The organism is Nocardia sp. NPDC057668 (genome assembly GCF_042799795.1).
GTDB lineage: Bacteria > Actinomycetota > Actinomycetes > Mycobacteriales > Mycobacteriaceae > Nocardia.
In genome coordinates, this window is record NZ_JBHVIC010000001.1 from 1,143,154 (window position 1) to 1,157,575 (window position 14,422).

The 14,422-nt window shown below is 68.7% G+C and carries 12 protein-coding genes; 1 reads left to right on the forward strand and 11 read right to left on the reverse strand.

Annotated features, from left to right (window positions below; translation table 11 throughout):
• Positions 1–232 precede the first annotated feature (232 nt).
• Positions 233–1,363 (forward strand): acyl-CoA dehydrogenase family protein, encoded by a 1,131-nt coding sequence (locus ACFVBH_RS05390; protein WP_379000011.1) that lies wholly within the window; start codon positions 233–235, stop codon positions 1,361–1,363.
• A gap of 348 nt (positions 1,364–1,711) precedes the next feature.
• On the opposite strand, the gene ACFVBH_RS05395 is transcribed toward ACFVBH_RS05390, so the two are convergent.
• From ACFVBH_RS05395 to ACFVBH_RS05445, 11 genes are all read right to left on the reverse strand, one after another.
• On the reverse strand, positions 1,712–3,337 hold the full coding sequence (locus ACFVBH_RS05395) for a hypothetical protein (RefSeq protein WP_379000013.1): 1,626 nt from the start codon (positions 3,335–3,337) through the stop codon (positions 1,712–1,714).
• 83 nt (positions 3,338–3,420) lie between these two features.
• Positions 3,421–4,089: a hypothetical protein gene (locus ACFVBH_RS05400; protein WP_379000015.1), complete on the reverse strand. Its 669-nt coding sequence runs from the start codon at positions 4,087–4,089 to the stop codon at positions 3,421–3,423.
• Between the two features lie 107 nt (positions 4,090–4,196).
• The gene (locus ACFVBH_RS05405) at positions 4,197–5,240 is read right to left on the reverse strand and encodes an NUDIX domain-containing protein (protein ID WP_379001597.1); all 1,044 of its coding nucleotides are present in this window, start codon (positions 5,238–5,240) and stop codon (positions 4,197–4,199) included.
• Complete coding sequence (locus ACFVBH_RS05410; RefSeq protein WP_379000017.1) at positions 5,240–6,364, reverse strand: glycosyltransferase family 4 protein; 1,125 nt, start codon at positions 6,362–6,364, stop codon at positions 5,240–5,242. Before ACFVBH_RS05410 ends, ACFVBH_RS05405 begins: the two co-directional genes overlap by 1 nt.
• On the reverse strand, positions 6,361–7,359 hold the full coding sequence (locus ACFVBH_RS05415; RefSeq protein ID WP_354988839.1) for a phosphatidylinositol mannoside acyltransferase: 999 nt from the start codon (positions 7,357–7,359) through the stop codon (positions 6,361–6,363). The genes ACFVBH_RS05410 and ACFVBH_RS05415 overlap by 4 nt, the downstream gene beginning before the upstream one ends.
• Positions 7,356–8,045, reverse strand: coding sequence for a phosphatidylinositol phosphate synthase (gene pgsA, locus ACFVBH_RS05420; RefSeq protein WP_354988840.1), 690 nt, complete (start codon positions 8,043–8,045; stop codon positions 7,356–7,358). The genes ACFVBH_RS05415 and pgsA overlap by 4 nt, the downstream gene beginning before the upstream one ends.
• A gap of 1 nt (position 8,046) precedes the next feature.
• Entirely contained in the window at positions 8,047–8,676 is a 630-nt protein-coding gene (locus tag ACFVBH_RS05425; RefSeq protein WP_379000020.1) for an HIT family protein, read from the reverse strand.
• Between the two features lie 67 nt (positions 8,677–8,743).
• Entirely contained in the window at positions 8,744–10,801 is a 2,058-nt protein-coding gene (gene thrS, locus ACFVBH_RS05430; RefSeq protein WP_379000022.1) for a threonine--tRNA ligase, read from the reverse strand.
• Positions 10,802–10,950: 149 nt separating this feature from the next.
• Positions 10,951–11,613 carry a (2Fe-2S)-binding protein gene (locus ACFVBH_RS05435; protein WP_379000025.1) on the reverse strand — a complete coding sequence of 221 codons (663 nt, stop codon included), beginning with the start codon at positions 11,611–11,613 and terminating at the stop codon, positions 10,951–10,953.
• Positions 11,580–11,999 carry a TIGR02611 family protein gene (locus ACFVBH_RS05440; RefSeq protein ID WP_354988854.1) on the reverse strand — a complete coding sequence of 140 codons (420 nt, stop codon included), beginning with the start codon at positions 11,997–11,999 and terminating at the stop codon, positions 11,580–11,582. Before ACFVBH_RS05440 ends, ACFVBH_RS05435 begins: the two co-directional genes overlap by 34 nt.
• Positions 12,000–12,170: 171 nt before the next feature.
• Entirely contained in the window at positions 12,171–14,381 is a 2,211-nt protein-coding gene (locus tag ACFVBH_RS05445) for a SulP family inorganic anion transporter (protein WP_379000027.1), read from the reverse strand.
• Positions 14,382–14,422: the final 41 nt, after the last annotated feature.

Sequence of the window (14,422 nt, forward strand, 5' to 3'; positions counted from 1 at the left end):
TTCGGTTATCGCGCACGTCTTTACCTTCATCAACAGAGCCTTTTCACCGGATCACGAATCCGATGATCTTTCGCTCCACTGTTGCGCATCCCGCCGATTCGCACGATCAACAACCAAGTACCGGCCCCACGCAGGGCCCACCCCGCACAACCACAACCCCCGGCCACCCACCACAAGGAGGAAGGCGCGATCGCAATACCTTTCGCTCGAAAGGTATACGCGCCGAACGTACATGACGACTACCACCGCATCCCCCACCCTGGACTGGACCGCTACCGCCACCGCTGTCGGCGCGACACTGAGCGCGGGCGTAGCCGAACGTGATCGCACCGGTGAATTCACCACCGAGGCCTACGACCTGCTGCGATCCTCGGGCCTGAGCGCCGCGCTGGTTCCGGTGGAGTTCGGTGGCGGCGGCGTCAGCCATCGCGAGATGGGCGAGATCCTGCGGGTCCTGGGCCGGCACGATCCCTCGACCGCCGTGGCCTTCGCCATGCACACCCATCTGGTCGCCGCGCAGGTCTGGCGGCACAAGCACGGCATCGACGCCAGTGCGGTCTTCGGCAAGGTCGTCGCGGGCGCGTTCCTGGTGAGCACCGGCGCCTCGGACTGGGTCGACTCCAACGGTCACGCGGTCAAGGTCGACGGCGGCTACCGCGTCACCGCCCGCAAGGCTCCGGCCAGCGGGTGCGAGGCGGGCACCATCGCGGTGTCCAGCATTCGGTGGGAGGACTCCCCCGAGGGACCGCGCGTGCTGCACTTCGCCGTGCCGCTGAGCGCGGACGGCGTCCGCATCGAAAAGTCTTGGGACACCCTCGGATTGCGAGCCAGCGGCTCGCACACCGTGGTCTTCGACGACGTCTTCGTGCCGGACGCCGCGGTCTCGCTGAATCGCCCGGCGACCGGCTGGCCGCCGGTGCTCAACGTGGTGATCGGCGCGGCCATGCCGTTGGTCATGGCCGCCTACCTGGGTATCGCCGATCGTGCGGTGGAAACCGTGACGGAGCTGCTGGCGGGGCGCACCGACGCGCATACCGTCGGCTCGGCGGGCGAGATGATGAACGCCTACACCACGGCCGTCGATGTGATCGAGGCCATGTTCACCGCCTCGGACAATCTGAACTTCGACAACACCGATGCCGGCGCCGCCCGAATTCTCAGCCGGAAAACGGTTTCCGCGGACAAGCTCATCGAAACCGTTCGTCTCGCCATCGAAACCATCGGCGGCGCAGGCTATTCCCGCGGTCTTCCGCTGGAAATGTGGTACCGCGATATTCACGGCTGCCTGTTCCACCCGCTGCCGCGTGCCAAGCAGCTCCGCTTCACCGGCCATGTGCTCCTGGGTCACAGCCCGCTGGGCTGATATTCCCGAGCGTCGCGAACCGCCGGATCATTGCCCCCGGGCCGGTAATTCACAGCCCCGGACGCGGTGATCCGGCACCGGTCGGCTAGTGATTGCTCAACGGCTCCAGCACGAATACCGTCGCCCAGTATTCCGCGGCCGCGGGACCCATGTAGGGCATGAGAAAGTCATAGAGCAGGTAGGACACGAACGAGTCACCTCCAGTTCCAGCTCGCCACACCCGGTGTGCGGCAAGCGTGTCCGACCATAGCCCACATGCGCGGAACCCACATCCGCAACCGCGCGAACGGCATCGAGTGCACATTTCGGTGGTGGCGAGTGCCACCACCGAATGTGCGTTCGGGCCGGTTAATCCCAGCGATCGAGGGTATAGCGAGTTCGGATTCCCCCCGACGTCACACGGAAGGTGTGATTCAGTGCGCCGCCCTTGGACACCAGCAGTCCGCAGACTTCGGCGTCGTCCCTGTCCGCGACCACCGCGTCTTTCGCGTACGCCTCCAGCGTCTTTCGAATCTCGTGCAATTCCCCGGACAGGAATTCCGGGAAGAAGCCCGCGCCCTTGGTGTAGGTCGTGTCGGTGGCGCCCGCGAGGGCGAACAGCACCGACTGCTCACGCCGGGTGCGATCGACCTCGACGTGCCAGGTCGCCGGATGCGCGACGACCGCGGTCACCTCGCGGAACTCCCCCGGCGAAAGCCCCCACTGCTCGGCCGGAGATCCGTTGACATAGACGTACCAGGTCACCGGATTGCGCCGATCGGGCCTGTCCCACTGCACGATCGGCGGCGCGGCGGCGTCGGCCGCGGTCACCATCGCACCGTAGGTGGTCTTGGCCTCGGGCACGGACAACTCGATGCGCTCGGCGCCCGCCAGGACCGTGCGGACGAACTTGTCCCAGGTGATGATCACCGGATCGACGTCGAGATCGGTTGCCGCCCCGGTCTTCACAGCCGGCTTCAGGTGCCCGAACACGCCGCCGGCCCGCGGCGTGGCGGCCGCGCCCGGCGACCACATCGGATGCACGTCCGCGAGTTTGGCGAACCTGCGCCCCAGCGATCCCGCCGCGCGCAGCTCGCCGATGACCCGCTCCGCCCGCTCGATCATCTGCTCGGTCGGGGCGGCGGTGGGACGGCGATACTGCAGCGGATGCATCTTCTCGGCGAAGCGGCGCTCGATCTCCGCGGCAGGCAGGCCCGCGGCCAGGTCGGCGAGCAGGGTGCCGATCATGCCGCTCTTGACGTGGCAGTAGCCGGCGGGCGCGGAAGCGGTTGCCAGCCACAGCAGATTCTCGCGCTGTCGTCGCGCGACCACGCCCTTGCCGCGCACGGCCGCCAACTGCTCGTGCAGCTCCAGCAGCCAGGTGCCCGCGCCGAGCACGGCGTCCGAGCGGTAGAGCTGCTCGGTGCGCAGCAGTGCCACCGCCTTTCGCACGATCTCGATCGAGAACTCCGCGAGCGCGCGCTCGAGCGTCCCGCGGTCCGCGCGCTTGGCGGCGGCGTACTGGCGCGCGGTGTACAGCCCGCCCGCGGGAAAGACGAGGCCGCCGGGCGGGCGCACCGACAGGTGCGTCCAGTCACCGGTCGCCCCGACGCCCCAGGTCTCGTCGCTGGACCGGAAAACCGAAGTGACGGGCCGGTTCTCGACCACCTCGGACAGGGCGGCGACGGCCTTGGCGTACATCGGCGGGGTGCCGTCGCCGCGCCACAGCACCGATTCGGCCGTGCCCCGCGGGCTGATCGCCACCAGCCCGCCGTACCTGCGCACGAAGGCGCGGCAGGTCCCACAGGTGTTCTCCGCCAGCAGATCCGGCGACAGTTCGCCCAGGAAGACCTCGAACAGACCGTCGGTGTCGACGGTGAACAGTTCGACGTCGTCGGCGACCTGCGCCGCGAATCGGTCTCGCACGCTCGCGAGGAACTCGTCGTACCGGTCGTCGGCTCGGGGCTGCGCTGCACCGGGCACGGTATGCGTCATGGTGATTCAGATCCTCCGTCGGGACAGTGGCCCCGAGACTAGCGCGCGCATACCGTTGCCTGCGCCCGGTTTTCGGACCCGGATCAGGTCAGGGTGTAGACGTACCGGCTGGTGGGCACCAGATCCAGATTCAGATGCGCGCCGAAACTCACCACGCTCTCCATCATCCGGGTGACCCGGCGCTGCAGTTCGGCGTCGTCGCCGCCGGTGCCGTAGAAGGCGTGCGCGCTGGTCATGGCCGTCATCGGGAAGAGTTCTTCCACCAGGGCGTCGACCCGGTTGCCCGGGGTGACGGGCTCGGTGACGGTGTTCTGCACGTACCCGAACGTGTCCTGGGTTTCGATGGCGACGGTGGTGTGCCGATCGTGCCAGATGTGCAACCACTCTTCCCGGGTCAGCTCCGCGGGAATCCGCAGCAGCGCGAAATTCGCCAGCGCGTCGGCGCGCGCCCCGTTCTCCGCCCGCGGCGGCACGATCGGCGTCCGCTCGTCCACGATCCACCCGTTCACCTCGTCGGCCACCGACGACAGGGCCGCGGTCACGGCCTCGTGCCCGGCCCGGGTGCGCACGCTGACGATCGCGTCGATCGGCGACTCGTACGTGGAGTGCCGCACCTGCGCCGCGGCCACGTCACCGTCGCGCACGTTGACCTGCAACTCACTCGCGCCGAGGTCGGTCAGCCGGTGCCGCAGTTCCGCCGCGTGCAACCGCTCGTCCAGCCCGGAGCCCCACAGCGCGTACATCAGCTTCATTCGAAATCCTTGCGACCGATCACCATTGACCGGCTCACCGTATCCGCAAGGTAGGCGAAAGTTAAGCACTTTCGCTTAAAGTCTCGGCCACCGGAACGGCGGCCGGCTCAGCGGATGGAACGGACCTCGGGATCGATGTCAGCATCCGCGGCTGCGATGGCCTCGGCGAGCAGTTCGTCCAGGTGATAGGGGTAGACGGTCTCGCCGGAGTGATCGAGGTCCTTGATGTCGGCGGGGGCGCACCATTTGTTGCCCGTGATCGAGCGGCGTTCGATGAAGTCGAGTTTGGCGGGCTTGGGCTCGAAATTGCGCACCCGCAGGGCGAAGAAGAGTTCCTCGGATCGAATCAGTTCGCCGTTGAAGGGAAAGACCGCGACGCGACGCCACAGCGGCCCGCGCAAACCGGCCGCGTCGGCGACGTAGCCGGTCTCCTCGTGCAGTTCGCGAATCGCGGCCGCGCGCAGGGATTCCCCGGATTCCACGCCGCCCCCGATGGTGAACCAGAAATCGACGTCCGGGACCTTGGGATCGCGGCCCCGCAGCAGCAGGACCCGGTTCTGCTCGTCGAGCAGCACCACGCGCGCCGAGGTGCGCACGGTGTCCACCTCGAGCCCGGTGGACGCGGCGGCGGTCACGCGCTCGGCGATCTCGAAATACGTCGGCAGCGGTGCGGTGCCGCCCAGGTGCAGCATCCGGACCAGGCGCCGGGTGCGCAGGGCCAGGGTGTCGCGGACCGCGTCGTTGTGGAAGCGGCGGGCGATCAGCACGCGCGCCTCGGCGTCGGCCAGTTCGGCCACCAATTGCGGTGGCAGCGAATCGATGTCGACCGCGGACAGCGCGCCCGCGAGCTGGTTCTCCACCGCTTCGCGACCCTGCCAGTCCGAACGCTCGGCCCGATCGGCCAGGGCGATGAGCCTGCGGGACTGCTCGAACAACGCCGGATCCGCGCTCGGCACCCCGAGTACCGCGGCCACCGTGCGCGCCACGACCGCGCGCCGGGCCAGGGCCGCGTCCAGTGCGTTGCGCGCCTGATCCGAGCGCACGTGCAGCCGGTCCAGGCGATTGGCGGTGGTGTAGGCCCAGACGCCGGCCGTGATGACGAGCGCGGCGATGAGCGCGAGGACCAGAATGGCCGTCGCGGAAAAAGTGATCACCCGGCGGTCCTGACGCGCAGGTCACCGACGGTGACGGTCTCGTAGACCCGCAGGATCTGCTCCGCGACCACCGGCCAGTCGTATTCGCCCACCACCTGATTGGCGGTGCGGATGAGCTCCTCGCGCCGATCGGCGTCGGTCAGCACGGTGTCCAGGGCCTCGGCGAGCTGATCCGAATCCCCCACCGGCACCAGCATGCCCGCGGTGCCGTCGCGCAGCACCCGGCGGAAGGCGTCCAGATCGCTCGCCACCACGGCGGTTCCGGCGGCCATCGCCTCCACCAGCACGATGCCGAAGCTCTCGCCGCCGATATTGGGCGCGCAGTACACGTCGGCGCTGCGCATGGCCGAGGCCTTCTCCTCGTCGGTGACCTGCCCCAGGAAACGCAGGTGCGAGGCGTTGGCCCCGGCCTCGCGGCGCAGCCGGTCCTCGTCGCCGCGGCCCACGATCAGCACCTCGACCTCGGGATGGCGGCGCACCAGTTCGGGCAGCGCGCCCAGCAACACGTCCATGCCCTTGCGCGGCTCGTCGAACCGGCCCAGGAACAGCACGCTGCCCCCGGGGCGCGGATAACCGTCCAGCACGGGAGCGTTGGCGAACGCGGGCACGTCCACGCCGTTGGGGATCTCGACCGCGTCCCCGCCCAATGCCTCCACCTGCCAGCGCCGCGCCAGTTCCGAGACCGCGATCCGGCCGCTGATCTTCTCGTGGTACGGGCGCAGCACGCCCTGAAAAGTACTGAGCACCAACGACTTCGTGGTCGAGGTGTGGAAGGTCGCCACGATGGGACCCTCGGCGATCTTGAGCGCCAGCATGGACAGACTCGGCGCGTTCGGCTCGTGGATGTGCAGCACGTCGAAGTCGTGCTCCGCGATCCAGCGCCGGATGCGGGTGTAGGCGGTGGGTCCGAACGACAGGCGCGCCACCGACCCGTTGTAGGGAATCGCGACCGCGCGCCCGGCCGAGACCACGAAGTCCGGCAGCGGGGTGTCCTCGGCGGCGGGGGCGAGCACGCTCACCTTGTGCCCGCGTTCGATCAGGACCTGGGCGAGCTCGACGACATGCGACTGCACGCCGCCCGGCACATCGAACGAGTACGGGCAGACCATGCCGATTCTCATTGTGCGCTGTCCCCCCGCGCGATGCCGGGCGCCCGGTAACCGAGCTGCTGTTGCGCGGCCGCGATGCGATCGAGCCGCTCGGGCGACAGATCGCCCTCCCACAGCGGTTGCAGCATGTGCCAATCGGCGGGATGCTCGGCGATATTGGCTTCGAAGCGCGCTGCCAGGGCCTGCGTCGCGGCTTCTACTCCACCGGAAACATCAAGGGGCTGTTCGGTTTTGAAGCGCCACGCCTCGCGACCCTGCTCGTCCACGATGGACCAGCCGTGCACCGGGATGAGCGCCGCGCCGGTCTCGACGGCCAGCTTGGCCGGGCCGGCCGGCATCCAGGTGCGCTCTCCGAAGAACTCCACCGGCACGCCCTTGCCGGTCAGGTCACGTTCACCGAGCAGGCATACGACCCGGTTCTGCCGGAGCCGATCGGCCAGTGCGTGGAACGGCGGCTGCTCACCGCCGGTCAGCGCGAACACCTCGAAGCCCAGGCTCTCGCGATACTCGACGAATCGCTCGAACAGTGATTCCGGCTTCAACCGTTCCATCACCGTGGAGAACGGACCGTAGTTCTGTACCAGCCACATGCCGGCCATATCCCAGTTGCCCGAGTGCGGCAGCACGAGCACCACGCCGCGCCCGGCCTCCAGGGCCGTTTCCAGATTCTCGATCTGCGCGACCTGGATGATGCCCGAGCGCGCCATCTCCGCGTGATTCATGGACGGCAACCGGAACGCCTCGCGCCAATACCGGGCGTAGGCCCGCATGCTGTCGCGGATCAGGGCGTCGGGCACGAGTTCCGGCGTGGTTCCGATGACCCGGGCCAGGTTGTGCCGCAACTGATTCGGATGGCCGGCGTGCGACGCCCGGTTCGATCTGCGCGCCGCGACATCCGCGCCCGCGTCGAAAACCCTGCGCGCGGCCCCGTCCGGGAGTCCGCGCACCAGTCGCCACCCGGCCGCGTATGCCTTGTCGGTCATCGCGGACGTGAAATCGGTGCTCACCGCTGCGGTTCCTCCGGCGCGTTCGTCGACTTGCCGGTCGCCGCCACGGGAGCGATGACCTCGCGGGCGCCGGGCGAATTACGCACGGCCAGCACCCGCTGGAACACGGTGACGATGCTCAGCACCGCCAGCGCGTACATGGCCGCGTACACCGCGTACGAGAGCCATTCGATGCCGAAGTACCCGCCGATGCCGGTGAATCCGGCGCCGACCAGCACGATGACCAGACGGTCCGGGCGCTCGATGAGGCCGCCGTCGGCAGAGAGCCCGCTCGCCTCGGCGCGCGCCTTGGCATACGAGATGACCTGCGAGGTCACCAGTACCACCAGGGTCGCCACGAACAGCTCGCGCGAGCCCTCGCTGTAGACGGCCCACCACGCCAGACCCGCGAAGATCGCGCCGTCGGCGACGCGGTCGCAGGTGGCGTCCAGCACCGCACCGTATTTCGTGCCGCCGCCGCGCGCCCGCGCCATCGCGCCGTCGAGCATGTCGAACATGACGAACAGCCAGATCACCATCGTTCCCCAGAACAGATGATCGGACGGGAACAGCGTCACCGCCGCGGCGATGGTGGCGGTCGTACCGATGAGCGTCATCGCGTCCGGTGTGAGACCGGTGCTCACCAGCGCTTTGCCCAGGGGCGCAGTCGCTTTGGCGAACGTTTCGCGACCGAAGAAGCTCAGCACGCTATTCGGATTCCTTCCATGCCTCCGCCAGCAGCGCCCGCGTCTCGCGCAGCAGCTGCGGCATCACCTTCACACCGCCGACGACGGTAATGAAGTTCGCGTCGCCACTCCAGCGGGGCACGATGTGTTGATGTAGGTGATCGGCGAGTGAACCACCGGCAACACCGCCGAGATTCAAACCGACATTGAAACCCTCGGGCCGCGAGACCTGCTTCATGACCCGAATCGCCTGCTGGGTGAACGCCATCAGCTCGGCGCTCTCCTGCGGGGTCAGATCCTCCAGGTTCGCCACGCGGCGGTACGGCACCACCATCATGTGACCGGGGTTGTAGGGGTACAGGTTCAGCACCGCGTACACCCAGTCCCCGCGCGCCAGCACCAGGCCGTCCTCGTCCGACATCTGCGGGATGTCGGTGAACGGGTGGCCGGTCTTCTTGGGCGCGTCCGGGTCCTGCTCGGCGCGCTCCTTGCGCTCGGCGGTGGCCCCGGTGATGTAGGACATGCGATACGGCGTCCACAGCCGCTGCAGCCGATCCGGTTCGCCCGCACCGTGATCCACGATGCGACCCGCTGAATCCTCGTGCCCGGCAGCCTCTTCCGCGAGACCACCGGGAACCGTGCGTTCGCTCATGCTGTACCCCCTCGGCAGGTGTGCAGGCCCCGCACGGTGACGCGTGCCGCCGCCGAACCCGCACCACTCATGCCATTGCCGATCGGATTTCGAAGCCCTCGGCGGTCGGAGAGGTGTTCTCGCGCCGCTTGATCCAGTCCACGATGGTCGCCACCGCGTCGGCCACCGGCACGCCGTTGACCTGGGTGCCGTCCCGGAACCGGAAGCTGACCGCGTTGCCCTCGACGTCGCGGGCGCCGGCCAGCAGCATGAAGGGCACCTTCTGCGCGGTCTGGTTGAAGATCTTCTTCTGCATGCGGTCGTCGCTGCGATCGAGCTCGGCGCGAATGCCGTGCTCCTGCAACCGGTCGACCACGCCCTCGAGGTGCTCGGCGAAGGTCTCGGCGACCGGGATGCCGACCACCTGCACCGGCGAGAGCCAGGCCGGGAACGCGCCCGCGTAGTGCTCGGTGAGCACGCCGAAGAACCGCTCGATGGATCCGAACAGCGCGCGGTGGATCATGACCGGGCGGTGCTTGGCGCCGTCGGAGCCGGTGTACTCGAGCTCGAACCGCTCGGGCAGGTTGAAATCCAGCTGAATGGTGGACATCTGCCAGGTCCGCCCGAGCGCGTCCTTGGCCTGCACCGAGATCTTCGGGCCGTAGAACGCCGCGCCGCCCGGGTCCGGCACCAGGTCCAGGCCGGAATCGGTGGCGACCTTGCGCAGGGTTTCGGTCGCCTCCTCCCACAGCTCGTCCGAACCCACGAACTTGACCGGGTCCTTGGTGGAGAGCTCGAGGTAGAAGTCGTCCAGGCCGTAGTCGCGCAGCAGCGAGAGCACGAAGCCGAGCGTGGTGGTCAGCTCCGCGTGCATCTGCTCTTTGGTGCAGTAGATGTGCGCGTCGTCCTGGGTCATGCCGCGCACGCGGGTCAGCCCGTGTACGACGCCGGACTTCTCGTAGCGGTACACCGAGCCGAACTCGAACATGCGCAGCGGCAGTTCGCGGTAGGACCGGCCGCGCGAACGGAAGATCAGGTTGTGCATGGGGCAGTTCATCGGCTTGACGAAGTAGTCCTGGCCGGGCTTGCGCACGGTGCCGTCGTCGTTGTACTCGGCGTCGAGGTGCATGGCCGGGAACATGCCCTCGCGGTACCAGTCCAGGTGGCCCGAGACCTCGAAGAGGTGGCCCTTGGTGATGTGCGGGGTGTTCACGAACTCGTAGCCCGCGGCGGTGTGCCGCTTGCGCGAGTAGTCCTCGAGCTCCTTGCGGATGATGCCGCCCTTGGGGTGGAACACCGGCAGACCCGAGCCCAGCTCGTCCGGGAAGGAGAACAGGTCCAGCTCGACCCCGAGCTTGCGATGATCGCGCTTCTCGGCCTCGGCCAGCAGCGCCAGGTACTCGTCCTGCGCCTCCTGCGATTCCCACGCGGTGCCGTACACGCGCTGCAGATCCTCGCGGTTCTGGTCACCGCGCCAGTAGGCGGCCGAGCTGCGGGTCAGCTTGAAGGCGGGGATGTACTTGGTGGTCGGGATGTGCGGGCCCCGGCACAGATCGCCCCAGAGGCGTTCGCCGGTGCGCGGATCCAGGTTGTCGTAGATGGTCAGCTCTTTGCCGCCGACCTCCATGACCTCCGGATCGTCGATGCCCGACTTGTCGGAGATGAGCTCGAGCTTGAACGGCTCCTTGGCCAGTTCGATCCGCGCCGACTCGACATCGGTGACGCGGCGCGAAAAGCGCTGCGCGCCTTTGATGATCTTCTTCATCCGGGATTCCAGCTTGGTGAGATCCTCGGGGGTGAAGGGGCGATCGACCTGGAAGTCGTAGTAGAAGCCGTCCTTGATGGGCGGGCCGATGCCTAGCTTGGCCTCGGGGAACTCCTGCTGCACGGCCTGGGCCAGCACGTGGGCGGCCGAGTGCCGGATGATCGAGCGGCCGTCCTCGGAATCGGCGGTGACGGCCACGGCCTCTTCGTCGATCTCGGGAATCCAGGACAGATCCTTGAGATTGCCCTCGCCGTCGCGCACGGCGATCACGGCCTCCGGGCCCTTGCTGGGCAGGTCGGCCTCGCGCACCGCGGCACCCGCCGTAGTCCCGGCCGACACCCGGACGAGGGCGACTGGGGTTTTCGGCACTGAGGTGGTCACGGCTGTGCGCTCCTTGGAGTTGTCGTGGACGGGCGAAAGCCCGCCGCTTGGTCGCGCACCATGCTATCGGCACGGTGACGGGGCCGTGCCGATGGACCGGCCGCCGGGGTGTCCGCACCGGCGCGGGCGGACGCCGGACGCGGTGCGGGTCAGCCCTCGCCGCGGGCGGCGAGCTCGGTGAGCAGCGCTTCGCGCTGGGCGGCAGGGCGTTTGGGGCAGCTGGTGCACATCTCGCAGCCCGAGACCTCGAACACCAGGCAGCAGGAGATGCGGCGCACAAAAGTACGGGCGCCGACATCACTGAAACGCGGCACCGGCAGCCGTCCGGCCACGTCGCGCGCCAGCCGGGCGCCGGCTTCCCGATCGCCCAGGTCCAGGGCGCGATTGCCGATGGCGTCGGCCACGATCGCCCACAGCGAGGCCACCCCGGCGCCGGTCACCTCGGCCACGACCGGAATCACCCGCGACAGCGTGTGCCGCAGTATCTGACCGGCGTTCCCGTCCGCGGGCACCGTCCCGAGCGCGAACACCCGCTCGACGCCGCCGTCCGGCCGGATCTCGCAGGAGATCCGCTCCAGCTCCGAATCGGGCGCCGGATCACCGGCCGCGTACGCCCCGACCACGGGTGCGACCAGAGACGAGGCGGCCATGCACCACCACAGGGTGCCGGCGACCCGGGTATTGCCGGTCCCCCAGGAACCGCCCATGGCGGCAATCCGCTCACCGAGCCAGCGCGCGTTCAGTAACTCCGCGCCGGGCACGATCACCGGTCCGGCGTTCACCGAAACAGCGGACTGCTCAATGGTTCCCATTCGACTCCGATCAGACCGGCGAGGACAGCGAAGGTGCCGAGCAACCACAACGTAGCCACCACGATGGCGACGGTACCCAGTGCGGCGAGCCCGCGCACCGCGATCCCCTGGCGGGCCAGCCAATCCATGGCGACCCGATACTTGCCGCGCGTCCAGTGCAGTGTCCGGTGCGCCCAGGCGAATTCGGTGGCCAGGATGCCCAGGCCCGCGAAAACGATGAGCCAGCCGGGGCCGGGGTACGGAATCGCGAGAATCCCGAGCGTCAATACGACGAGGCCGAGGACTCCCACCGCGATCCGGTAGGTGATGTTCAGGGTAGGGCGCGCGGCGATCGAGGCCCGCAAGGCGCGCCAGCGACCCGGGTCGTTATCGGTGATCGCGTCGATCGCCGCGGTGTCGGCGGTCGCGGTGTCGTTGCCTGCGACCGCCGTGTCGTTCGCGGCGGCCGTCGCGGTCGCCGTGTCTTTCTCTGTGCGCACAGTGCAAGCCTACGTGCGCGTTCCGGGCCGCGACCGGGGCGAAGGCGGCATGCGAGCCGCCACGCCCCGGTCGTTGCCTCAGCCGAGCGCGGCGGCCAGGGCCGATAGGTCCGCGTCGGTGATCTCGGCGATCCCGTCGCGGGACACCTCGAGCACCCGCGCGGTCCCGATGTCGAAGAACAGCCCCGACACCGTGACGCCGCGTTCCAGGATCGCGCGCCGCACCACCGGGTGCGCCCGCAGATTCTCCAGCTGCACGGCCACGTTCACCATCGCGAGCTGATCGGTCGAGCGGAAGCCCGCCTCGTCCGCGGCGACGCCGACCGGATGCCGCTGCATCCAGCGCTCGACGCTGGCCTGGGCGTGCCCGAGCCAGGCACCCAGGCCCGGCCCGGCGGGCGCGCCGGACATGAGCGCCTGCATCGCCCCGCAGGACGAATGCCCGCACACCACGAGGTGATCGACCTCGAGCTCCTCGAGCGCGAACACGATCGCGGCCTCGATGGAGCTGTCCCGGCCCTGCGGCGGCACCAGGTTGCCGACGTTGCGGACGGTGAACAGGTCACCGGGACCGGTGCTGGTGATGACGTTCGGCACGATGCGCGAATCGGCGCAGGTCAGGAAGAGCGAATGCGGATTCTGACCGTCGCGCAGCTCGTCCAGCGCCGGGCGCACCACGTGGGCGTGCCGGCGGTGGTAGGCGGCCACACCGGAGGTGACGGGGTTGCCGTCGCTGTCCTGCCCCGGCTTGAGCACGTCGTCGAGCAGGCCGCGCGAGCGCCCGCGCACCGGCGGTCCGGTCACGGCGTCGGCCATGGGGGCGGTGCCCAGCTCCACGAATTCGACGTTGCCGCCGGTGCTTTCGTGCTGTCTGGCCCAGTCGTGAATGGCCTCGTAGGCGGCGTGGTCCAGGAAGTCCACGCTCATCTCGAGCAGCACGTCGGCGCCCTCGGGCACCTTGGAAAGCTCCGAGGAGAGCTTGGGCAGGGCCAGGAAGGTGCAGGTGCCCTCGACCGTCACCAGCCAGCGATCGGTCCCGGTCACCGGCGCGGCGTTAACCACGACGCGCACCACGCGCCACAGCAGCAGCGCGAAGGACAGCACCAGGCCGATGAGCACGCCCTCGAGCAGGTTCAGGAACACCACGCCCAGCACCGTGACCACGTACACCAGCAGGTCGCCGGTGCGCCGGGCCAGGCGGATGTGCGCCAGCTTCACCAGCTGGATGCCGACCACGATCAGCAGACCGGCCAGGGCCGACTTGGGGATCTGCTCGACCACGCCGACCAGCGCGACCGAGAACACCAGGATCCAGATGCCGTGCAGCAGCGCCGAATTCTTGGTCTTGGCGCCGGCCTGCACGTTGGTCGCGCTGCGCACGATCACGCCGGTGACCGGCAGACCGCCCAGCAGGCCCGAGGTGACGTTGGCCGCGCCCTGCGCGACCAGCTCCTTGTCGAAATTGGTGCGCGGGCCGGTCTGCATCTTGTCCACGGCCACCGCGGACAGCAGGCTCTCCACGCTCGCGATCAGCGCGATGGTCAGCACCGCCAGCGCGACCGCGCCCCAGTTCCCGGAGGGCACGCCGGGCAGGCCGATGGCGTCGAACAGCGAGCCGCTCAACACGATTCGCTCCACATTGCCGGGCAGCACCAGCGACAGCAGGGTACCGATCGTCACCGCGACCAGGGGCCCCGGCAGGGCGCGCACGCGTTCGGGCACGTACTTCCAGCCCAGCATGATGGCGATGACCACACCGCCGATGAGCACATCGTCGCCGTGCAGACTCGTCAGCTCCCCCGGCAGCTGCACGATGTTCTGGAAAGCTGTACTGTGCGACGCCCCTCCGAGCAGCACGTGCAGCTGTTGCAGCGCGATGGTGATGCCGATGCCCGCGAGCATGGCGTGCACCACCACCGGTGCGATGGCGAGCGCGGCGCGCGCGATCCGGCTCAATCCGAACAGGATCTGCAGGACGCCGGCCGCGGCGAAGATGAAACAGGCTGTCTTCCAGCCGAATTGATTGATGGTCTCGGCGACCACCACGGTCAGGCCGGCGGCCGGACCGCTCACCTGGAGCGGCGCACCGCCCAGGATGCCGACCACCACGCCGCCGACGACCGCGGCGATGAGGCCGGCGGCGATCGGGGCGTCCGAGGCCACGGCGATGCCCAGGGACAGGGGTAGAGCAACCAGGAAAACTACGAATGACGCGGGCAGATCGTGGCGCAGCAGAGTGGTGGACCAGTGGTCCGCTCTGCCGGGCGGTGAATCGGTGTCTGTGGACATTTCGGCTCCTACTCCGGATCGCGAGCGATCCGCAAGATGTC